The sequence below is a fragment of the Bradyrhizobium sp. 27S5 genome, assembly GCF_037217225.1.
Taxonomy (GTDB): domain Bacteria; phylum Pseudomonadota; class Alphaproteobacteria; order Rhizobiales; family Xanthobacteraceae; genus Bradyrhizobium; species Bradyrhizobium septentrionale.
In genome coordinates this window covers 3,110,274-3,131,380 of record NZ_CP147714.1, presented here as the reverse complement: position 1 = coordinate 3,131,380, position 21,107 = coordinate 3,110,274, and the positions used below count along the sequence as shown (strand labels likewise).

The 21,107-nt window shown below is 64.9% G+C and carries 18 protein-coding genes; 2 read left to right on the top strand and 16 right to left on the bottom strand.

Annotation, left to right across the window (positions count from 1 at the left end):
* Positions 1-17: 17 nt before the first annotated feature.
* From WDM24_RS14490 to WDM24_RS14480, 3 genes are read right to left on the bottom strand one after another with little or no spacing between them, the layout of a single operon-like run.
* On the bottom strand, positions 18-635 hold the full coding sequence (locus WDM24_RS14490; RefSeq protein ID WP_338698882.1) for a DsbA family protein: 618 nt from the start codon (positions 633-635) through the stop codon (positions 18-20).
* A 21-nt stretch (positions 636-656) separates the two neighbouring features.
* Positions 657-1,880 carry an ABC transporter substrate-binding protein gene (locus WDM24_RS14485; RefSeq protein ID WP_338698880.1) on the bottom strand — a complete coding sequence of 408 codons (1,224 nt, stop codon included), beginning with the start codon at positions 1,878-1,880 and terminating at the stop codon, positions 657-659.
* Positions 1,881-1,935: 55 nt separating this feature from the next.
* A complete protein-coding gene (locus tag WDM24_RS14480; RefSeq protein WP_338698878.1) occupies positions 1,936-3,192 on the bottom strand; it encodes a CoA transferase in 1,257 nt (418 codons plus the stop codon).
* 112 nt (positions 3,193-3,304) lie between these two features.
* Between WDM24_RS14480 and WDM24_RS14475 the strand changes: the two genes are divergently transcribed.
* On the top strand, positions 3,305-4,231 hold the full coding sequence (locus WDM24_RS14475) for a LysR family transcriptional regulator (protein WP_166293978.1): 927 nt from the start codon (positions 3,305-3,307) through the stop codon (positions 4,229-4,231).
* A 6-nt stretch (positions 4,232-4,237) separates the two neighbouring features.
* On the opposite strand, the gene WDM24_RS14470 is transcribed toward WDM24_RS14475, so the two are convergent.
* A complete protein-coding gene (locus WDM24_RS14470) occupies positions 4,238-4,933 on the bottom strand; it encodes a DUF4336 domain-containing protein (RefSeq protein WP_338698875.1) in 696 nt (231 codons plus the stop codon).
* 223 nt (positions 4,934-5,156) lie between these two features.
* On the opposite strand from WDM24_RS14470, the gene WDM24_RS14465 reads away from it, so the two are divergent.
* Positions 5,157-6,479: a glycosyltransferase family 87 protein gene (locus tag WDM24_RS14465; RefSeq protein WP_338831703.1), complete on the top strand. Its 1,323-nt coding sequence runs from the start codon at positions 5,157-5,159 to the stop codon at positions 6,477-6,479.
* Positions 6,480-7,143: 664 nt separating this feature from the next.
* On the opposite strand, the gene WDM24_RS14460 is transcribed toward WDM24_RS14465, so the two are convergent.
* From WDM24_RS14460 to WDM24_RS14405, 12 genes are all read right to left on the bottom strand, one after another.
* Positions 7,144-7,977 carry an inositol monophosphatase gene (locus WDM24_RS14460; protein WP_338698871.1) on the bottom strand — a complete coding sequence of 278 codons (834 nt, stop codon included), beginning with the start codon at positions 7,975-7,977 and terminating at the stop codon, positions 7,144-7,146.
* Positions 7,978-8,034: 57 nt separating this feature from the next.
* Positions 8,035-9,225 carry a multiple monosaccharide ABC transporter permease gene (gene mmsB, locus WDM24_RS14455; protein ID WP_338698869.1) on the bottom strand — a complete coding sequence of 397 codons (1,191 nt, stop codon included), beginning with the start codon at positions 9,223-9,225 and terminating at the stop codon, positions 8,035-8,037.
* Positions 9,222-10,802, bottom strand: coding sequence for a multiple monosaccharide ABC transporter ATP-binding protein (mmsA, locus tag WDM24_RS14450; protein WP_338698866.1), 1,581 nt, complete (start codon positions 10,800-10,802; stop codon positions 9,222-9,224). Before mmsA ends, mmsB begins: the two co-directional genes overlap by 4 nt.
* Before the next feature lie 66 nt (positions 10,803-10,868).
* Positions 10,869-11,936, bottom strand: a complete 1,068-nt coding sequence (gene chvE, locus WDM24_RS14445) for a multiple monosaccharide ABC transporter substrate-binding protein (RefSeq protein WP_338698864.1) — start codon at positions 11,934-11,936, stop codon at positions 10,869-10,871.
* Positions 11,937-12,384: 448 nt separating this feature from the next.
* A complete protein-coding gene (locus WDM24_RS14440; RefSeq protein ID WP_166293964.1) occupies positions 12,385-13,101 on the bottom strand; it encodes an HAD family hydrolase in 717 nt (238 codons plus the stop codon).
* Positions 13,098-14,039 carry a CbbX protein gene (gene cbbX, locus WDM24_RS14435; RefSeq protein ID WP_338698861.1) on the bottom strand — a complete coding sequence of 314 codons (942 nt, stop codon included), beginning with the start codon at positions 14,037-14,039 and terminating at the stop codon, positions 13,098-13,100. The genes WDM24_RS14440 and cbbX overlap by 4 nt, the downstream gene beginning before the upstream one ends.
* Before the next feature lie 111 nt (positions 14,040-14,150).
* Positions 14,151-14,576: a ribulose bisphosphate carboxylase small subunit gene (locus WDM24_RS14430; RefSeq protein WP_029080708.1), complete on the bottom strand. Its 426-nt coding sequence runs from the start codon at positions 14,574-14,576 to the stop codon at positions 14,151-14,153.
* 12 nt (positions 14,577-14,588) lie between these two features.
* On the bottom strand, positions 14,589-16,052 hold the full coding sequence (locus WDM24_RS14425) for a form I ribulose bisphosphate carboxylase large subunit (protein ID WP_166293960.1): 1,464 nt from the start codon (positions 16,050-16,052) through the stop codon (positions 14,589-14,591).
* A 30-nt stretch (positions 16,053-16,082) separates the two neighbouring features.
* The gene (fba, locus tag WDM24_RS14420; protein ID WP_338698858.1) at positions 16,083-17,165 is read right to left on the bottom strand and encodes a class II fructose-bisphosphate aldolase; all 1,083 of its coding nucleotides are present in this window, start codon (positions 17,163-17,165) and stop codon (positions 16,083-16,085) included.
* 15 nt (positions 17,166-17,180) lie between these two features.
* Complete coding sequence (gene tkt, locus WDM24_RS14415; RefSeq protein WP_338698856.1) at positions 17,181-19,202, bottom strand: transketolase; 2,022 nt, start codon at positions 19,200-19,202, stop codon at positions 17,181-17,183.
* Positions 19,199-20,074, bottom strand: coding sequence for a phosphoribulokinase (locus WDM24_RS14410; RefSeq protein WP_029080712.1), 876 nt, complete (start codon positions 20,072-20,074; stop codon positions 19,199-19,201). Before WDM24_RS14410 ends, tkt begins: the two co-directional genes overlap by 4 nt.
* Positions 20,075-20,084: 10 nt before the next feature.
* Positions 20,085-21,104, bottom strand: a complete 1,020-nt coding sequence (locus WDM24_RS14405; protein ID WP_338701219.1) for a class 1 fructose-bisphosphatase — start codon at positions 21,102-21,104, stop codon at positions 20,085-20,087.
* Positions 21,105-21,107 lie beyond the last annotated feature (3 nt).

Here is a 21,107-nt window from a genome sequence, read left to right as displayed (position 1 = left end):
AGCCTCCATCCTGCCGTTCAAGCCGGCTGCTTTTCGCGGGCGAGCAAAAGGCCAACCTCCTGCAGCCGGCGCTCCAGCATCGGCACCCGGTCGTTGCCCCAGAACTGCTCGCCGCGGAACACGCAGATCGGCACGCCGAAAATATGGTCGCCCTGGCTCTCCTGTTGCGCCTCCTCATATTCCCGACGGCCGTCGCCCTCGAGATAGGCGCGATAGTCGGCACCGGACATGCCGAGCGAGACGATGAAGCGCTCCACCGCATCGACCTCGTCGACGGCGAGCTCGCGACGAAAGAACAGCTCGTAGACCAGGCGGCTGTACTCGATCAGACGTCCCTGCTTCTCCGCGAACAGCCCGCCGATCAGCGCCGGCGCGGTGTCAAAGATCTTCAGCGGGCCGCGGATGATCTTCTTGTCGCCGCGCTCGTTGGCGGACCGCCGTGCATCCATGTAGGAATACTTGACCTTGTATTCCGAATAGACGCTGCGCTGGCCGGAGCCCTTGATCCGCAGCTGGAACGGCCGCCATTGCACCTTGATGTCGTATCTCTTCTCCAGCTCGAACACCGGATCGAACGCCAGCCAGGCATAGGGGCTCTTGTAGTCCGAATACATCTTGAGGATTTCGCGCGACATGGTCTCTCCTTTGTGTCGATGTCATTGTGATTGAGCGACGAGCGGGCACTGGCTTTCCGACAGCGGCTGCGCCGCCTCGGCTGCCGGAATGACCTTCTCGATGTTGTAATAGTCCCAGGGCTTCTTGACCTCACCGGGGGCCTTGATGCTCGCCATGTAGAACGGATGCATCAGCCAGCCGTCGGCGCGCACAAAGCCGTTCTCGACATACATGTCGTTGACCGGCAGCTTCCTGATCTCATCGGCGACCTTCGGACCATCGAGCGTCCTGGCCGCGGCGACGGCCTGCAGATAGTGCAGCGTTCCCGAGTAAACCGCGGCCTGATCCATCGTCGGCATCGCGTGATGCTGCCTGAAGAAGCGCTCGGACCAGGCGCGGGTCTTGTCGGTGCGGTCCCAGTAGAACGGTGTCGCGAAGGTCAGCCCCTGCACATTTGCAATTCCGAGCGCGTGCACATTGGTGATGTAGGTCAGCGGCACCACGATGTGCTGACCGCCCTCGGCGATGCCGAACTCCTTGGCCTGCTTCAGGGCATTGGTGGTGTCCTCGGCCGCGGAGATCAGCCAGATCACCTTGGCCTTTGACGACACCGCCTGCAGCAGGAACGAGCTGAAGTCGGGATTGTTCTGCGGGAAGCGCACCGAGCCCAGCACCTTGCCCCCGGCCGCCTTGATCGCGTTGGTAGCGGCGTCCTCCATTGCCTTGCCGAATGAGTAGTCGGCGGACAGGAAGAAGAAGCTGTCGAGCCCGCGCTCGATCAGCGGCTTCGGCAGCGGCGCCGAAATCGCGTAGGCATTGAGCGACCACGAGAAGGCGGTCGGCGCGCAAGCCTGCTGGGTGATCGCCGGACTTCCGGTCACGCCATGGATGACGATCTTGTTGCGCGCCCGCGCCAGTTCCTGCACGGCGAGCGCCACCGCCGACTGCGCCACATCGACGATGACGTCGGCACCGCCATTGTCGAACCAGTTGCGGGCGATCGCCGCGCCCACATCGGCCTTGGCCTGGTGATCGCCTGAGATCACTTCGATCGGACGACCCAGCACTCTGCCGCCGAACTCCTCGACCGCCATTTTGGCGGCGAGCACCGAGCCCGGCCCCATGATGTCGCGATACATCCCCGACATGTCGGTGAGCACACCGATCCTGACCGGCTGCACATCCTCAGCCCGAACCGGCGCCAGCATCGCGCTGCCGACCAGCAACGCGATCGCCGCACCTGTGATCCATCGTGTCTTCGCCATCACTGTCCTCGACGCTCCCCGCTTGGGACGGCATGCATGTGCCGGCCTCTCTGCTTCAGATGATCCGCCTTGACGTCAGATCGTCGATCCTCTCCCCGGAAAGACCGAGCAAACCGCCATAGATCTCCTGATTGTTCTGCCCGAGCGTCGGCGCCGGCGCGGTGTATCCCTTGTGGGTCCGCCCCATCTTGATCGGGAAACCGGCGCCGATGACACGCTGCTCCAGCATCTCGGTCGGATGTTCAACCGCCTGCAGCATGTCGCGCGCATCGAGATGTTCCCAGGCCAGGATGTCGTCGATATCGCGGATCGGGCTTGCCGCGACGTCACCGCGATTGAGTGCCTCGATCGCCTCTGCCGTGGTGCGGCCCAGCGTCCATTCGCTGACGATCGCGTCGACGAGCGCATTGTTGCTGACGCGCCAGCCGGTGTTCATGAATTTTTCGTCTTGCGCGAGGTCGAGCCGGTCCATCACGCGCAGCAGCGCGAGCCAGTCCTCGTTGGTGGCGGCGCCGAGCGCGATCGCACCATCGCGCGTGGCATAGGTGTTGAACGGCGAGAACCGCATGATGCGATTGCCCTGCCGCGGCGCCATCCCCATCTGCTCGTAGCAATCCAGGGGCTCGTCGAGCACCAGCGACAGCAGGCAGTCGGCCATCGCGACGTCGACGAACTGGCCTTGCCCCGAAATGCGCTGCTCGGTCAGCGCCGCGAGGATGCCGGAGACGGCGAAGGCGCCGGTGATGCCATCCGCGAGCGCGGTGCCTGCCTTGCTGGGGCCGCTGTCCGGCGCACCGGTGATCGACATCAACCCGGACGCCGCCTGGATCATCAAATCGTAGGCCTTGAGACGCCGATCGGCGCCGGTGGAGCCGTAGCCGGTCAGCGCACAGTGCACGATCGCGGGGTTGACCTGTCGGTTCGCCTCATAGTCGATCCCGAGCCGCTCGGCCGCGCCGGGACGCAAATTCTCGACCAGGATGTCCGACTTGCGCAGCAGCGCGTGGAACAACTCCATGCCCTCCGCCGAGCGCATGTTCAGCGTGATCGACTTCTTGTCGCGGCAGCGCTTCAGATAGGCGAGGCCGAGATCGCTGTCGTGCTTGCGGTCGAGCGCGACGCCGTCCTTGCCTAGGAACGGCGGCCCCGTCATGGTCGGGTCGCCCTGCTCCGGGGTGTCGATGCGGATGACTTCCGCACCGAAGCCCGCCAGCATCAAGGTGGCGAACGGACCTGAATAGAACCGCGTCAGATCGAGAACGCGGACACCCCTGAGCGCGCCGTTTGCCGTCATATTCAGGCTCGCCGTCATCCGGAATTCCCTTCCCGCTCACCGCCCTGCCGTTGTCTTCATCGTTGACGCCGCGGCGATATAGGTCAAATATTTTCCGATCCGGATTATTGATGCTAAAATGGAATGAATGATGCGCCAGCGTCGCCCACGCCAGTTCGAGGTCAGCCTCAAACATCTGCGCGCCGCCAACTCGGTTGCGGTGTATGGCAGCTTCACCGCGGCTGCCGCCGACCTCGGCATGACGCAATCGGCGGTCAGCCGTCTGGTGCTTCAGCTCGAGCGGCAACTCGGCGTTTCGCTGTTCCTGCGCTCGACGCGCAACGTCATCCTGACCGCACCGGGCCGCGAATTCACCGCATCGACGCAGCGCCTACTCGCCGATCTCGGCGCCCAGGTCGACAATGCCCGTGCGCTCGGCGATCAGATCAAGGGACGCCTGATCATCTCGTGCCTGCTGTCGTTGACCCACCACGTGGTGCCGGAGGCCGTGCTGAAATACAGGAAGGCGCATCCGGGCGTCGAAATCCACCTGCGCGAGGGCCTCGGCAGCGAGGTCTATGAGGATGTCCGCAGCGGCCTTGCCGATTTCGGCGTCGGCAACGTCACCGCGCTCGGCCAGGAGGTGGTCAGCGATGACGCAGTGGAAGAGTCCTGCTTCGCGATCCTGCCTTCGCGCCATCCGCTGCGACACAAGAGCACGCTGAGCCTGCGCGAGTTGCGCAATGAAGCCTTCGTCTCGCTGCCGACCGGCTCAGGCCTGCGCAAGCAGATCGACAGCGTCGCGACCGCGAACGGCATCGTGCTTAATCACAGCACAATCGTCGAGCAGTTCGGCACGCTCTATGATTTTGTCGGCGCCAATGTCGGCATCTCGATCGTTCCGGCATCGGCATTGCCGCCGCGTGCCCCGCGCGGTGTCGTGGTCAAGCGCCTGGTCTCGCCGCCGCTGGTCCGCAAGATCGGCATCCTGCGGCTGAAGAACCGCCCGCTGACTCCGGCCGCGACCGGATTTCTCGATATCTTCCGGCCGCTGTTTCTGAGCGCATCGCGGCGGTGAAATCCGTCACCCCGTCAGCCAGGCGAACGCGCGGCGCAGGAATCCCGGCGCATCCTGCTCGACCGGAGTTCCGTGAGCCATCAGCACCTTTTCGACGGGCCACGCCAGAATCCGTTGCAGCGCCTCGCGCGCCGCGCGGCGGTTGGTGAAGGCTGTGCGGAACTTGCGCGGCACCGACGGCTCCGGCCCGACCATCAGGTCGAGCCTTGCAATCGCCGCACGCCAGCCGGAGACCAGGTCGGCAGGGATCTGTTGCACCAGGTCGGTGAACAGCACGGTCCCGCTCGCGAGATGAAAAAATACCACCTCTGACGTGATCAAATTGCCGCGCATCACCACCTGGTCGATCTGCCCTGCCCAACCGGCGCTCGGTCCATCTGCGAGATCGGCATCGAAGGCGAGATCGCGCCGCCGCTTGCGCAGGCCCGGCGGGGCATGGAGCACGGCGGCCGGATAGGCCTGCTTCCACTCGCCGAGGAACAGGTGGTGCAGCGAGTTGGGGGCCACGATGTGCCTGATCGGGCCGATCGCGTCCACTTCGGTCCGCAGTTCCGCCGTCAACCGGACCGGTGACCAGATGAAGAGACCGCCGTCCGACAGCCTGATGACGGCCATCCGGGTCGGATAGTGAAACCCGGCGACCGCGACGTTGGGTCCTCCGGCGATCCAGATGTCGGGGCCGAAGTCCTGCAATACCGCCATTTCCGATGAACCATGACCGTCGAGCGCCGCGCACCGTCGGCAGGCTGCCGCCGGCGTTGCCGGTTCCTTTACCATGCCCGGCGTGACAGGCCGCGGACAAGGTCAATGTCGCGCGACGGGTTCCGATCCTGCCGCGGCCAATTGCAGCGACCGGGTTTACGCAACCTTAGACGATTTGATCCAAACCTTGCGCGTGCATGACGCGATTGGGATGAAGCGGCCGATGTCGCAAAAGTCGGACCTCGAGGGACACGGGCTGGCCTTCGCTGACGATGCTACGCGTCACCTCGCGACGCCGTCGGATGCCGCAGGTTCGGGCGCCGTCACGCTGCGCGCGACCAACAGCCAGACGTCCGGTCCAGGCACGCTGGTCTCCGCGCTGCGCGAGGCCGAATGGCTCACGGCCGATCGCGTCACGGCGTTCACCCGCGTCTGTCTCCTGCTGTTCATCGGCTGCATCGCGATCATCCCGTGGGCTGCGCCGACAATGGATGTCGGCCCTGACTTCGCGGCATTCTGGACCGCGGCAAAGCTCGCGCTCGAGGGCCGCGCCGGTGACGCCTATGGCGACGCGGGCCGCGCCGCGGTCGCGGCCCTGTTCGGTCAGAAGACCTACGCACCGTTTTTCTATCCGCCGACGTCACTGCTGTTCTGGCTGCCCTTCGCGCTGGTGTCCTTTGCGACCGCCGCCGTCATCTGGATCGTCGCGACCGGCGCCGCCTATGCAGCCGCGGTGAGAGCCTTGCTCAAGGGCGAGTCGGTCGTTCCCATTCTCGCCTTTCCCGGCGTGTGGGTGTGCGCATTGTTCGGACAGAACTCGCTGTTCTCGGCAGCCCTTCTCGGCGGATCGGCCGTGACGCTGGACCGCTATCCGGTGATCGCGGGCATGCTGCTCGGGTGCTTCAGCTACAAGCCGCAGGTCGCCCTGCTTGCGCCGCTCGTGCTGATCCTGACGCGGCGCTGGCGCGCGCTCGCAGCGGCTGCTGCAACAACGCTCGTGCTTGTCGTTGCGGCCACCGCCTGCTTCGGGATTGAGCCGTGGATCAAATTCATTGCCGTGCTGCCGGAGGCAAGCGCCTGGAGCCTCGGCGGTGAGCCCGGCTTCGAGAAGTTCGCGAGCCCCTACGCCGCGATCAGGCTGGCCGGCGGATCGAGCAACACCGCCTGGCTCGTCCAGGTGGCCGCGACCGCGGTCGCGATATCAGTTCTGATCCTGGTGCTGCGGAAGCGGCCCGGCGGCGCCGCCGAGATCGCGCTGATGGTCGCGGCGACCGCCCTGTGCGTGCCATCCCTGGGCAGCTACGAGGTGGTGATCCTGGCGATCCCGGGCGCGTGGCTGATTGCGCAGGCGCTCGCGCACGGCTGGCTGCCGTATGAACGCATCGCGCTCGCCGCGCTTTACATGACGCCTTTCGCCATGGTGCCTGCGGGCGCCAACGGCCTGCAACTGGCGCCGATCGCCGCCGCCGCGCTCATGGCACTTGTCGTGCGACGCATCAGGCAACAGGCAATTTTTGACGCCTCGGCCGAAATTGCCAATCACTGAGTTGCCCGACGGCGCAAGCCCTCTCAGCAAAAATATTTCGGTTTATCAAAATACCCAACTCAGTGTATGAATTCCCCGTCTCACCCGATCGAGGGGCGCTTGCGCATCGTCACGGGTGTTGCGGTGAGATGCGGTGGACGCTGACGTCACAACTGACGAACGTGACTGATGCGGACGGTGAAGTCGTGTGGTCCTGACGCCCTAGTGGCCGGTGTCCCCTTGTAAGCGCAATTGCGTCTTGCGAAGGCGGTGACAAACAAGCCAAGTCTCGCCGGGGAGAGCACGAAGTAAGCCGTAAAACCATCGCGCAGGGAAAGCCGGGATGTTCCCGGTTACACCTGTGGTCCTACCTCCGGTGCTTTTTGTTGCACCGGACCCATGGGTGCAATCGGCACCCGGCTTTCCCTGCGCCCTCTGATCTCAGAGCGGCGAAATGAGACGCAAAGCTCGGACAAATCATGTCGCGAGAATGCGAAGCTGCGTCCTCAACCTACACCTGTCATCGCCCGGCTCGACCGGGCGATCCAGTACGCCGCGGCCTCTCGGCTCACGCACAGGCGTCTCTGGAATACTGGATCACCCGCATGCGCGGGTGATGACACCGAACAAGCTGTTTGACAGTTGAATCAGACCAATATCGTCAACACGAACGCACGTCCCGCCTCTACCCGGCTGGCGTCAGGATCGCCTGCCGTGCAGCATGCCAGCTCGCCTCGTCGGGCGCACAGAGCAGGCCGCCCGTCAGGTTGACCGGCTTGTACGGAGATCCGTCGAAATGCGCGCTGTAGCCGCCGGCCTCGCGATGCAACAGCCAGCCGGCGGCATGATCCCACGGCATCAGCTTGTTGTAGAACAGCAGGTGACAATGGCCGGAGGCCGCCATGCGATACTCGTGCGCGGCGCATCGGAGCCAGGCACTGGCGCCAAGCCTGGAAAGATTGCCGGCGACAATCGTGCGCAGCGGCTCAGGCAGGAAGTTGACACCGACCACCGCGTCCATCTGCTTGACCGGCACGGCCGGCGCCACTTTCAGATCATGCCGCCTGCCATCCGGCATCTCGAGCCACGCGCCCTCGCCGCGCAGCGCGAATGCCGTGTCGTTGCTCACGGGATCATGGATCGCGCCGAACACGATCTCGCCGCGCATGGTGGCGGCCACCATGGTGCAGAACAGTGGCAGGCTCGAGGTGAAGTTCCGCGTGCCGTCGATCGGATCGATGATGAAGGCGAGCTCCGCGGTTCCAACCTGATCGAGCGCGGCCGGATCGCGCGACGTCGCTTCCTCGCCGATCACGACCGCATTCGGGAAAGCCCGGAGCAGCGCCGCCGATATCGCCTGCTCGGCAAGTTCATCGGCTTCGGTGACCACGTCGAATGCCGATGTCTTGGTACGGACCTCGATCTCCCGCACGCGGCGGAACCGCGGCATGATCTCGCTGCGGCCGACCTCGGAGAGGATGTTTCCGATGTTCAGCGCATCGGCATGAGACAGTTTCACGCGGCGTCCTCCTGTGTTGCGCCAGCATCGTATCGTGAAATTGTGACTGCGTGGCCGTCACCGGCGCTGGTTGTAGACATCGATGCAGACGGCGCCGAGCAGGACGAGGCCTTTGATCACTTGCTGATAATCGATGCCGATACCGAGGATCGACATGCCGTTGTTCATCACCCCCATGATCATGGCACCGACCACCGCGCCGCCGACCCGGCCGACGCCGCCATAGGCCGAGGCGCCGCCGATGAAGCAGGCGGCGATCACGTCGAGCTCGAAGCCGAGCCCGGCCTTCGGCGTCGCGGTGTTGAGTCGGGCTGCGAACACCAGCCCGGCCAGCGCCGCCAGCACGCCCATGTTGACGAAGGTGAAGAAAGTGAGCCGCTCGGTCTTGACGCCCGAGAGCTTCGCGGCCTTTGCGTTGCCGCCGACGGCATAGATCTGCCGGCCGATCACCGTCCGCCGCGCCACAAAACCGTAGAGCGCGATCAGGACCGTGATGATGACGAGCACGTTCGGCAGGCCGCGATACGAGGCGATCAGATAGGTGAAATAGAGCACCGCGCCGGCCAGCGCGATGCTCTTGGCGATGAAGAACGCGTAGGGCTCGACCTCGATGCCGTGCGACTGCTCGCGCGCACGGCTCTTGGCGCTCGCCAGCACCAGCGCGAACGCCAGCACGACACCGATCAGCAGCGAGGTCGGATAGAGCGTGCCGGCGCTCGGAAACAGCTCGGGGATGAAGCCGGACGACAGCTTCTGGAAGGTGGGCGGGAACGGCCCGACCGACCGGCCCTGCAGCACCGCGAGCGCAAGGCCCTTGAACACCAGCATGCCCGCCAGCGTCACGATGAAGGACGGAATCTTGAAATAGGCCACCCAGTAGCCCTGCGCCGCGCCGATCGCGGCACCGACCAGCAAACATGCGATGAAGGCGGTCGGGTAGTCGACATGGTAGCTCACCATCAGCACCGCCGCGACCGCGCCGACGAACCCCGCGACCGAGCCGACCGACAGGTCGATATGCCCGGTGACGATCACGAGCAGCATGCCGAGCGCCATGATCACGATGTAGCTGTTCTGCAGCACGAGATTGGTGAGATTGACCGGCTGCAACAGCGTGCCGTCGGTCACGATCTCGAAGAACAGCATGATCGCGAGCAGCGACAGCAGCATGCCGTAGTTGCGCAGATTGTTCTTGATGAAGCCGGAATGCTTGGGGGTCTCGGGAAGTGACACCGTCTTGTCGGTCATTGTGCTCCGCCTCCCGCCCGCACCTCACTGGCAGGAGCGCTGTTCCCGGACATCCTGACATTGCGCATGATGGCGCGCATGATCTTCTCCTGCGTCGCGTCGTCCTTCGCGAACTCCCCGACGAAGGCGCCGTCATTCATCACACAGATCCGGTCGCAGATGCCGAGCAATTCCGGCATCTCCGACGAGATCACCACGACCCCCTTGCCGGCCTCCGCGAGCTCGTTGATGATACAATAGATCTCGTACTTTGCCCCGACGTCGATGCCGCGGGTCGGCTCGTCCAGCAGCAGCACCTGCGGATCGGTCATCAGCCATTTCGACAGCACCACCTTCTGCTGGTTGCCGCCCGAGAGCTGTCCGGCCTCCTGATAGACGTCGGAGCAGCGGATCCGCATCCGGTTGCGGTAGTCGCTGGCGGCCTTCAGCTCGACCACATCGTCGATCACGCCACGATCCGACACCTGGCGAAGGCTCGCCAGCGTCACGTTCTTGCGGACGTCGTCGGCGAGGAGCAACCCGAGCTGCTTGCGGTCCTCGGTGACATAGGCGAGGCCGGCATGGATCGCCGCCGGCACGCTGGCAAGGTTCGCCTCTCGTCCGTCAAGGCTGATCCGGCCGGAGATGTTGTAGCCCCAGGCCCGGCCGAACAGGCTCATGGCGAACTCGGTGCGGCCGGCGCCCATCAGGCCGGCGATGCCGACCACCTCGCCGCGGCGCACCTTGAAATCGACGTTCTTGATCACCTGCCTCCCGGTATGCAGCGGGTGATACACCGACCAGTTCTCCACCGTCAGCACGGGATCGCCGATCGCAACCTTCCGCTCGGGGAAGCGGTGCGCGAGATCGCGGTTGACCATGCTGCGGATGATCCGGTCCTCGTCGACCTGCTCTATCCGGCAATCGAGGCTGTCGACGGTGCGGCCGTCGCGCAGCACCGTGATCCGGTCGGCGACGCGGGCGACCTCGTTCAGCTTGTGCGAGATCAGGATCGAGGCGATGCCTTGCGCGCGGAACGCCAGCAACCGGTCGAGCAGCGCGGCGCTGTCGGCCTCGTTGAGGCTCGCGGTCGGCTCGTCCAGGATCAGGAGGCGCACCTGCTTCGACAGCGCCTTGGCGATCTCCACAAGCTGCTGCTTGCCGACGCCGAGATCGGTGACCAGGGTATCAGGCGATTCCCGCAGGCCGACCTGGGTCAGCAGCTCCGCGGTCCTCCGGTACACCGCATCGCGGTCGATCACCCCGAACCGCGACGGCGCCCGCGACAGGAAGATGTTCTCGGCGATCGACATCAGCGGGATCAGCGCCAGCTCCTGGTGGATGATGATGATCCCCAGTGCCTCGGAGTCGTTGATGTCGCGGAACCGGCGCTCCTCGCCGTCGAACAGGATCGACCCTTCATAGCTGCCGGCGGGATAGACCCCGCTCAGCACCTTCATCAGGGTCGACTTGCCGGCCCCGTTCTCGCCGACCAGGGCATGGATCTGTCCGGCCTCCACGGTGAAGTTGACGTCGCGCAATGCCTGCACGCCGGCAAAGCTCTTGCTGACGTCACGCATCTCAAGCATCGCCGTCATCAGATCATGTCCCGCAGCGTCGACCGGCCTCGGCGCTATCAGCCACCGCTCACCCGCCTCTCAAGCTTAGTCGAATTGCGAGCGCTTGTAGTAGCCGCTGTCAATCAGGACTTTCTCCCAATTGGTCTTATCCACCACGACCGGCTTGAGCAGATAGGACGGAACCACCTTGACCCCGTTGTTGTAGGTCTTGGTGTCGTTGACGCTGACCTCCTTCTTGCTCAGCACGGCATCGACCATGTCGGCCGTGACCTTGGCAAGATCGCGGGTGTCCTTGAAGATGGTCGAGTATTGCTCGCCGCGCAGCATCGCCTTGATCGAGGGCACCTCGGCATCCTGGCCGCTGACGAACGGCATCGGCTGGTCCTTGCTGCCGTAGCCGACGCCCTTCAGCGAGGAGATGATGCCGATCGACAGGCCGTCATAGGGCGACAGCACCGCATCGACGCGCTTCTTGCCGTAGAAGGCGCTGAGCAGATTGTCCATGCGGGCCTGCGCGGTGGCGCCGTCCCAGCGCAAGGTCGCGACCTTGCCCATGCCCGTCTGGCCGCTCGCAACCACAAGCTTGCCGCTGTCGATATAGGGCTTCAGCACCGACATCGCGCCGTCGTAGAAGAAATAGGCGTTGTTGTCGTCGGGCGAGCCGCCGAACAGCTCGATGTTGAAGGGCCCCTTGCCGTCCTTCAGCCCGAGCGCATTCTCGATCGACTGCGCCTGCAGCACGCCGACCTGGAAATTGTCGAAGGTCGCGTAGTAGTCCACATTCGGCGTATCCCGGATCAGGCGGTCATAGGCGATCACCGTGATGCCCTGAGCCTTGGCCTGCTTCAGCACGTCGGACAGCGTGGTGCCGTCGATCGCCGCGATGACCAGCACCTTGGCGCCCTTGGTCACCATGTTCTCGACCTGGGAGAGCTGGTTCGGGATGTCGTCGTCGGCATATTGCAGGTCGGTCCCGTAGCCGCGTTCCTTCAGCACCTTGACCATGTTGTTGCCGTCGTCGATCCAGCGTGCCGAGGATTTGGTCGGCATTGCGATGCCGATGGTCGGCTTGCTCTGGGCGCCCGCGTCCGGCGCGGCCGCGGTGAGACCTGCCAGCGCCAGCGCGATCAACGAGACCTTCAATCTGAACATGCGTCACTCCCCTTCTTCCTGGATTGGTTTCCGCGCTGCGGCCGCTGGCGTGTCAACCATGACGTGCATGGCATATGTAATACCACCTCGCGACGACCGAACCTGCGCCGCTGTCAGGGTGATTTGTTGCGAAAAGTCGATGCAGCCCATGACTGGCACCACCATCCCTCGCGTCGCGTCGATCGCCAGTCCACGCGGCACCGGCCGGCTTCACTCGCCTGCGAGGGAAGGGATTGAAGGGGGCGCAACGGTGGATTCGGGCATCATGGGGCGCGGTCTCCCAAGCTCATTCGTGTGCGCCCCCCACCAGCGTTCAAGGTGGTGTGGCAGCGCAGGGCGACCCTCTTGCGGGGTACTTCGGTACTATTCCACGGAAGAAATGCGCCGACTAGTCACATTGTTTGTGACCTGTACCGGGCAGACCGATCCGAACGACAGGCCGCCGACCTTACTTGTCGATCACCGAGAGGTCGTCGACGACGAGCAGCGCCTCGGCGAAATCGTCATCACCGAAATACGCGCTTCGGGTGATGACCACAGGGATGCCTGCGTGCGACGCGGCAACGAGGCCATTGCCGGAATCCTCGATGGCGATGCAGTCCGACGGCGCCAGTCCAAGCCGGGCCAGGACCTCGACATAAACGTCGGGCGCGGGCTTCTTGCGCGGAACGTCATCGCCGGCAACGATCGCCTCGAACAAATCGGCCCAGTCGAGCCCCAGCGCAACCGAGAGCAGCGCATCGATGTTGCCATGCGAGGTCGTGGTCGCAATCGCAAGACGCTGGCCGCGGCGGCGCGCATTGCCGAGGAATGCTCTCACGCCCGGCCGCAGCGGGCAGCCGCCCGCCGCAATCAGCGCGGCATAGCGCGCGGTCTTGATCCGGTGCAGGTCCGCGATATCGGCGAATGTCAGCGACGGCACCGCGTTGCGCTGGTCGAACGCGTGGATGCGCTCCTTGCCTCCGGCGACGCGCAGCAGCCGCGCGTAGGTGACCCGATCCCAGAACCAGTCGAGGCCTGCCTCGGCAAACGCCTCGTTGAAGGCGCGACGGTGCACCTCCTCGGTTTCGGCCAGCGTGCCGTCGACGTCGAAGATCAGCGCACGGGCGCCCGCAATGATGTCGCGCATCCCGGTCTTTCGGATCACCGCGAGCGCCTGGTTCATCGTCCCTCGCCCGCTGCACCGGCGCCTTTGCTGAACACCCGGCTGGCCAGCACGTCGCCGGCCTCGATCGACATCACGTCGTCGGCCGTCAGCGTGCGGTCGAGCTTCGCGACGATCCGGTTGGCCTGGCGCAGCCGGATGCGGTCGAGCGCGTTGCGGATCGAGCGTGCATTGGAGAACAGCGGCTGTTCCTTGCGCACGGCGATGTAGCGGATGAGTGCCTCGCGTGCTTCCGGAGACAGGCGATAATTCTGCTGCTGCAACATCAACTCGGCGATCCAGAGCAGCTCGCCGTCCGAATAATCCGGAAAGTCGATGTGATGCGCGATGCGGGAGCGGAAGCCCGGATTGCTCTGGAAGAACTTCTCCATGCGGTCACCGTAGCCGGCCAGGATCACCACCAGATCCTCACGCTGCTGTTCCATGATCTGCAGCAGGATCTCGATCGCCTCCTGGCCGTAGTCGCGCTCGTTCTCGGGGCGATAGAGATAATAGGCCTCGTCGATGAACAGCACGCCGCCCATCGCCTTCTTCAATATTTCTTTGGTCTTCGGCGCGGTGTGGCCGATATATTGCCCGACCAGGTCGTCGCGCGTGACGCTGATGACGTGGCCGCGGCGCACGAAGCCGAGCTTGTGCAGGATGCCGGCCATCCTGAGCGCAACCGTGGTCTTGCCGGTGCCGGGATTGCCGGTGAACGACATGTGCAGGGTCGGAAATGTCGTCGCCAGCGCCATCTTCTGCCTGATACGTTCGACCAGCAGCAGCGAGGCGATCTCGCGAATGCGGGTCTTCACCGGCTTGAGGCCGATCAGTTCGGAATCGAGCTGGTCGAGCACGTCGCCGATGCCGAGGTCGGCGAACTCATGCCGGAGGTCGATGGTTGCGAGCGGCGTCTCGCGGATTTGTTCGCTGAGTTGTTCTTGCGCTTGGGTCATCATCCTCTCGCTTCGAAAAAGGCTCCGTCGCCGCGGCGGCGACGACGGAGAAGTGCATCCGGACCAGGACGGTCGAGGGAGCAATCCGCCTGGTTTACTGGCCGGACGCGGTCACTGGTCGGTGTAGCGTTCGCCCTCGGGGCGCGTCGCCGCATAGGAACGCGTCGCGTAACGGAGGTTGCGTCCGGCGGCTTCCTGGCGGTCGAGCCGGAAGCCCGGCTCCTCGCGCGGCCGGTTGACGATGAAGGAGATGCGAACGGACTCCCAGCCGTGGCCGGAATCGAAACCGGAGATCCGGATATAGCGGTCGCCATAGACCCGCCGGCAGTCGGCGAGCTCCTTCATGATGCCGGCCGCATCGCGCAGGTCGAACATCGGCAGGCCCCACATCTCCCAATAGGTGTTGCGGGGATGCGGATCGTCGGTGAACTCGATGTTCACCGCCCAGCCCTTGTCGAGGCAGTATTGCACCTGTGCGGCGATCTGCTCGTCGGTGAGATCGGGCAGGAAGGAAAAGCAGCCTTGGGTAACGCGCATGAGAACCTCCTGTCAGACCGCCATGCTCGGCGTGGGAACGAAATCGGGGGCATCCGTCGACTCGTAGTTGAAGGTGACGTCCTTCCAGACGTCCAGCGCCTCGCGCAGCGGCGTGCAGGTCTGCGCCGCCTTGGCCAGGATCTCCGGTCCTTCATGGACGTAGTCGCGCCCCTCGTTGCGGGCGAGGACCATCGCTTCCAGCGCGACGCGGTTGGCGATCGCGCCGGCCTGGATGCCGCGAGGATGCCCGATCGTGCCGCCGCCGAACTGCAGCACGACGTCCTCCCCGAGCAGATCGAGCAGCTGGTGCATCTGGCCGGCATGAATGCCGCCGGAGGCCACCGGCATCAGCTTGTTGAGGCTCGCCCAGTTCTGGTCGAAGAACACGCCGTGCTCCAGCTGCATCGGGTTGAAGTCCTCGCGGCAGATGTCGTAGTAGCCCCGCGTGGTGTTCGGATCGCCTTCGAGCTTGCCGACCACTGTGCCGGCATGGATGTGATCGACACCGGCCAGCCGCATCCATTTCGCGATCACCCGGAACGAGACGCCGTGGCTGCGCTGCCTGGTATAGGTGGAATGGCCGGCGCGGTGCAGATGCAGGATCATGTTGTTCCTGCGCGCCCACTTCGCCATCGACTGGATCGCGGTGTAGCCGATCACCAGATCGATCATGACGATGTTGGAGCCGAGCTCATGGGCATATTCGGCGCGCTCGTACATATCCTCCATGGTCGCCGCGGTGACGTTGAGATAAGTGCCCTTGATCTCGCCGGTCGCGGCCTGCGCGCGGTTGACCGCCTCCATGCAGTACAGGAAGCGCTCGCGCCAGTGCATGAAGGGCTGCGAGTTGATGTTCTCGTCGTCCTTGGTGAAGTCGAGCCCGCCTTTCAAGGCTTCATAGACAACACGGCCGTAGTTGCGGCCGGACAGGCCGAGTTTCGGCTTCACGGTGGCGCCGAGCAACGGACGGCCGAACTTGTCGAGCCGCTCGCGCTCCACCACGATGCCGGTTGCCGGGCCCTGGAACGTCTTCACATAGGCGATCGGCAGCCGCATGTCCTCGAGCCGCAACGCCTTCAGCGGCTTGAAGCCGAACACGTTGCCGATGATCGACGCCGTCAGGTTCGAGATCGAACCCGGCTCGAACAAATCGAGGTCGTAGGCGATATAGGCGAAGTAGCTGCCGGGCGAATTCGGCACCGGATCGACGCGATAGCACTTCGCCCGATATTTCTCCGCGGCCGTCAGCCGGTCGGTCCACACCACGGTCCAGGTCGCGGTCGAGGATTCGCCCGCCACCGCCGCGCAGGCTTCGGTCGGATCGACGCCGTCCTGCGGCGTGACGCGGAACAGCGCGATGACGTCGGTGTCCTTGGGCTCGTAGTTCGGCTCCCAATAGCCCATCCGCTTGTATTCCATCACGCCGGACTTGTAGCGATCCTTGCCGCGCACCGTGATCGACTGCTGAATATTCATCAAAATCTCCTGTCGTTCGCCGCCATTTGCTCAGGCGGCCTGGGTTATCTTTCCAATCTGCGGATCGAGCGCGCCGGCGCGGTAGCGCCGGGCCATCTCCGGCAGTGCAACCACCTTGATCCTGGCGGCATTGCCGGCCGTGCCGAATTGCTCGAAGCGGTCACGGCAGAGTTCGCGCAGCGCATCCATCGCGGGCTTCAGGAATTTGCGCGGATCGAACTCGCTCTTCGACTGCAACGCGACCTTGCGGAAGGCCGCAGCCATCGCCAGCCGGCAATCGGTGTCGATATTGACCTTGCGCACGCCGTGCTTGATGCCGCGGACGATCTCCTCGACCGGCACGCCCCAGGTCTGCGGCATCTCGCCGCCGAACTGGTTGAACATGTCCTGCAGCGGCTGCGGCACCGAGGACGAGCCATGCATGACCAGATGCGTGTTCGGCAGCCGCGTGTGGATCTCCTCGACCACGCGCATCGCCAGGATCTCGCCGTCGGGGCGGCGCGTGAACTTGTAGGCGCCGTGCGAGGTGCCCATCGCGATCGCGAGCGCATCGACCTTGGTGGCGCGGACGAAATCGACGGCCTGGTCGGGATCGGTGAGCAGCTGATCATGGCTCAGCTTGCCTTCGACGCCGTGACCGTCCTCCTGCTCGCCGCCGCCATGTTCGAGCGAGCCGAGCACGCCGAGCTCGCCCTCCACCGACGCACCGACCCAGTGCGCCATCTCGACGACCCGGCGGGTGATATCGACATTGTAGTCGTAGTCGGCCGCGGTCTTGGCGTCGGCCTTGAGTGAGCCGTCCATCATGACCGAGGTGAAGCCGTAGCGGATCGCGGTGGCGCAGGTCGCCTCCTCGTTGCCGTGATCGAGATGCAGGCAGAGCGGGATCTGCGGATACATCTCCTCCAGCGCGTCGATCATCTTCGCCAGCATGATGTCGTTGGCATAGGACCGCGCGCCGCGCGAGGCCTGGATGATGACAGGCGCATCGCAGGCCGCAGCCGCCTCCATGATGGCGAGGCCCTGCTCCATGTTGTTGATGTTGAAGGCCGGCACGCCATAGCCGCGTTCGGCGGCGTGGTCCAGCAATTGCCTCAGTGTGATCCGCGCCATAATCGCGTCCTCCTTTCAATTCGCTCGTTGCATGAGCTGTTTTGCTGCGGCTGCGACCGCCGCAGGCGTGATGCCGAATTCGCGGTACAGCACGTCGGCCGGCGCGGAGGCGCCGAAGCCGGTCATGCCGACGAACGCGCCGTCGTCGCCGAGCCAGCGCGCCCAGTCGCCCTCGACTGCAGCTTCCACGCCGACGCGCGGGGCGCTGCCCAGCACCTTTGCGCGGTAGTCGCGCGGCTGCTGGCGGAACAGGTCGAGGCACGGGGCCGAGACGACCGCGGCCTGCACCCCTCCTTCCGCCAGCAGCTTTGCGGCTTCGAGCGCGATCGCCACCTCCGAACCCGTTGCAATCAGGGTGACGTCACGCCCGAAGGCCGGCTCGACGAGAACGTAGGCGCCGAGCGCGACCTGGTTATCCTTGATATCGTCGCGGACCGTCGGCAGTGCCTGCCGCGACAGGCAGAGGATCGACGGCGAGGTCTCCGCCTTCAGCGCGCAGTCCCAGGCTTCAGCCGTCTCCACTGCATCGGCCGGGCGGAACACCAGCAGGTTCGGGATCGCCCGCAGCGCCGCCAGGTGCTCGACGGGCTGATGCGTCGGCCCGTCCTCGCCAAGCCCGATCGAATCGTGGGTCATCACATGGATGACGCGGATCCCCATCAGCGCGGCGAGACGGATGGCCGGCCGGCTGTAATCGGCGAAGCTGAGGAAGGTGCCGCCATAGGGAATGAACCCGCCGTGCAGGGCGATGCCGTTCATCGCCGCGGCCATGCCGTGCTCGCGGATGCCATAATGGATATAGCTGCCGTCGAGCGTCTCCGGCCGCACCGAAACCTGCGACTTCGCCAGCGTCAGATTGGAATGCGTGAGGTCGGCCGAGCCGCCCAGCAGGTTCGGCAACGCCTCGGCGATCACGTCGATGACCTGCTGCGAGGCCTGCCGCGTGGCGAGTTTCGGCCGCTCGGTCGCAAACCGCGCCACGAGCTTGGCCATCGCTTCGGCATAGGCGCAGGGCAGTCTCCGGTTCAGCGCGTCGTGGAACGCAGACCGCTCGCCCTTGTCGGCCTTGCAGGCGCTGCGCGAACGCTCGATCCAGGCCCGCCGCGCGTCGCGGCCGCGGCCGCCGAGCTCACGCCACTCGGCCAGCACCGCGTCGGGAATCTCGAACGCCGGATACGGCCAGCACAGCGCGCTCCGGGTCTTCGCCACCTCATCGGTGCCGAGCGGCGCGCCATGCACTTTCTCGCTGCCCTGCCGGTTCGGCGCACCGAACCCGATCACGGTGCGGCAGGCGATCAGCGACGGACGATCGCTCGACCGCGCCTGCCTGATCGCTGCAGAGATGGCCTGCGGATCGTGGCCGTCGATGCGGCAGACGTTCCAGCCGCTGGCCCCAAACCGCGACGTCTGGTCGTCCGAGCAGGACAGCGAGGTGGCGCCGTCGATCGAGATGTGGTTGTCGTCGAACAGCACGATCAGCCGGTTCAGCCGCAAATGGCCGGCGAGCGAGATCGCCTCATGGCTGAGGCCCTCCATCAGGCAGCCATCGCCGGCGATCACATAGGTGTAATGGTCGACCAGCTCGTCGCCGAAGCGGGCGTTCATCAAGCGCTCGGCGAGCGCCATGCCGACCGCGGTCGCAATCCCCTGCCCGAGCGGCCCGGTCGTGGTCTCGACCCCCGGCGTGTGCCCGTATTCGGGATGGCCCGGGGTTTTCGATCCCCACTGCCTGAAGGCCTTGAGCTGATCGAGCGTCATGCTCTCGTAGCCCGTCAAATAGAGCAGCGCGTAGAGCAGCATCGAGCCGTGACCTGCCGACAGCACGAAGCGGTCGCGGTCGGGCCAGGCCGGATCGGCCGGGTCGAACTTCAGGAAGTCGGTGAACAGCACGGTCGCGACATCGGCCATACCCATCGGCATGCCGGGATGGCCGGATTTCGCCTGCTCGACCGCGTCGATGGCCAAGAAGCGGATGGCGTTGGCCATCTCGTCATGGCTGACGTCGGGCCGGCTGGCAACGGACGCAAGTGCGGTCATATCGTTCGCCTCTTTCGTTCGATCAGTTGCAGGATCAGCGGGGTGAGGATGAGCTGCATCGCGAGGTCGAGCTTGGCGCCGTGGATCACGATCGAGTTGGCGCGCGACATGAAGCTGTTCGGGATCATCGAGAGCAGATAGGGAAAATCGATGCCGCGCGGGTTCTTCAGCCGGATCACGACCATCGATTCATCCGGCGTCGGGATCCAGCGCGCGATGAAGGGGTTCGACGTGTCGACCGTCGGCACACGCTGGAAGTTGATGTCGGTTTCGCTGAACTGCGGGCAGATGTAGTTCACATAGTCAGGCATGCGGCGCAGGATGGTGTCGGTCACGGCCTCAGTGGAGTAGCCGCGATGGCTGCGATCGCGATGCAGCTTCTGGATCCATTCGAGGTTGATGACCGGCACGACGCCGATCTTGAGGTCAGCGTGCTGCGCGACGTTCACCTTGTCGGTGACCACGGCGCCATGCAGGCCCTCGTAGAACAGCAGGTCGGAATTCTCCGGCAGCGGCTCCCACTTGGTGAAGGTGCCGGGCTTGGCGCCGTAGAGCCGGGATTCCTCTTCATCGTGGACATAGTGCCGCGTCGTTCCGGTGCCGGTCTCGGCATAGTCGCTGAACAGCTTCTCCAGTTCCTCGAACAAATTGGTCTCGGGGCTGAAATGGCTGAAATGCTTGTCGCCGCGCTCGGCCTTCTCCAGCATCTGGCTGCGCATCTCGGCGCGGTCGTAGCGGTGGAAGGCGTCGCCCTCGATATAGGCCGCGACCACGTTCTCGCGGCGGAAGATGTTCTCGAACGTCTTCTTCACCGAGGTGGTGCCGGCGCCGGAGGAGCCGGTGATCGAGATGATGGGATGTCGACGAGACATGCGCTCCCCCTCAGCGGAACAGGCCGCGCCGCGCGAACAGCGGGGCATCGCTGCTCTCGAACAACGGCTCGACGGTCAGGTGGATCGCATCGACGTCGCGCACGGCGCGCGCCGATCCCATGATCAGCGGCACGCGTTGATGCGGCGTACGTGCCGAGAGTTCGAGAATGCGCGAGCGGCCGTTCGACGCGGCGCCACCCGCCCATTCCATGATCAGCGCGATCGGATGCGCCTCATACAGCAGGCGCAGCCGGCCTTCGCGGTAGCCCTGGCGCGCATCCGCCGGGTATAGGAACACGCCGCCGCGCATCAGGATGCGGTAGGCTTCCGCCACCAGCGAGCCGATCCAGCGCATGTTGTAGTCCCGCCCGCGCTCGCCGTTCACGCCGGCGAGGCACTCGTCGATATAGCTGCGCACCGGTCCGCTCCAGTGCCGCCGGTTCGAGGCATTGATGGCGAATTCCGACCCGTCCTGCGGCACCCGCAGATCACGCGCGGTCAGCACGAACTCGCCGGTTCGCGGGTCCAGCGTGAAGCAGTCGACGCACTGGTCGAGCGCCAGCACCAGCACGGTCTGCGGACCGTAGATGAAGCAGCCGGCGGCACATTGCGCCGTGCCAGGCTCGAAGAAGGTCGAGATGATGTCGTTTCCCTTCGGCCGGATCGAGAAGATCGTGCCGATCGAGATATTGTTCTCGAGGTTGGCGGATCCATCGAGCGGATCGATCGCGACACAGAGCGGCGCATCGGGATCGAGCGTCTCCGGCAGTTCGACCTCCTCCGACAGCACCGCGGCGACCGGCGCGGTGCGCAGCGCGTCGCGCATCAGGCGGTCGGCGACGATGTCGATGGTCTTCTGGTGATCGCCGTCGGGATTGACGCCGCCGCTCTCGCCGCCGATCCCGGCGAGCGGGCCGGAGGCGATGAGCCGCGAGAGGACGATCGCCGCACCGGCAAGGGCTTCGATCACCGCAACGGTCGCGGCGCGCAACGGGTTGTGTTGCGTCGGCCACTCCAGATGGGCATGCAATGC

Bases quoted from the DNA above. Each gene is read 5' to 3' on its own strand.
- mmsA (WP_338698866.1), bottom strand. From the start codon at position 10,802: ATGACGGCGATGCTTGAGATGCGTGACGTCAGCAAGAGCTTTGCCGGC.
- fba (WP_338698858.1), bottom strand. From the start codon at position 17,165: ATGGCGCGGATCACACTGAGGCAATTGCTGGACCACGCCGCCGAACGC.
- WDM24_RS14430 (WP_029080708.1), bottom strand. From the start codon at position 14,576: ATGCGCGTTACCCAAGGCTGCTTTTCCTTCCTGCCCGATCTCACCGAC.
- WDM24_RS14475 (WP_166293978.1), top strand. From the start codon at position 3,305: ATGCGCCAGCGTCGCCCACGCCAGTTCGAGGTCAGCCTCAAACATCTG.
- WDM24_RS14425 (WP_166293960.1), bottom strand. From the start codon at position 16,052: ATGAATATTCAGCAGTCGATCACGGTGCGCGGCAAGGATCGCTACAAG.
- WDM24_RS14470 (WP_338698875.1), bottom strand. From the start codon at position 4,933: ATGGCGGTATTGCAGGACTTCGGCCCCGACATCTGGATCGCCGGAGGA.
- WDM24_RS14440 (WP_166293964.1), bottom strand. From the start codon at position 13,101: ATGAACCAGGCGCTCGCGGTGATCCGAAAGACCGGGATGCGCGACATC.
- WDM24_RS14410 (WP_029080712.1), bottom strand. From the start codon at position 20,074: ATGTCTCGTCGACATCCCATCATCTCGATCACCGGCTCCTCCGGCGCC.
- cbbX (WP_338698861.1), bottom strand. From the start codon at position 14,039: ATGACCCAAGCGCAAGAACAACTCAGCGAACAAATCCGCGAGACGCCG.
- chvE (WP_338698864.1), bottom strand. From the start codon at position 11,936: ATGTTCAGATTGAAGGTCTCGTTGATCGCGCTGGCGCTGGCAGGTCTC.
- WDM24_RS14485 (WP_338698880.1), bottom strand. From the start codon at position 1,880: ATGGCGAAGACACGATGGATCACAGGTGCGGCGATCGCGTTGCTGGTC.
- WDM24_RS14465 (WP_338831703.1), top strand. From the start codon at position 5,157: ATGTCGCAAAAGTCGGACCTCGAGGGACACGGGCTGGCCTTCGCTGAC.
- mmsB (WP_338698869.1), bottom strand. From the start codon at position 9,225: ATGACCGACAAGACGGTGTCACTTCCCGAGACCCCCAAGCATTCCGGC.
- WDM24_RS14490 (WP_338698882.1), bottom strand. From the start codon at position 635: ATGTCGCGCGAAATCCTCAAGATGTATTCGGACTACAAGAGCCCCTAT.
- tkt (WP_338698856.1), bottom strand. From the start codon at position 19,202: ATGACCGCACTTGCGTCCGTTGCCAGCCGGCCCGACGTCAGCCATGAC.
- WDM24_RS14480 (WP_338698878.1), bottom strand. From the start codon at position 3,192: ATGACGGCGAGCCTGAATATGACGGCAAACGGCGCGCTCAGGGGTGTC.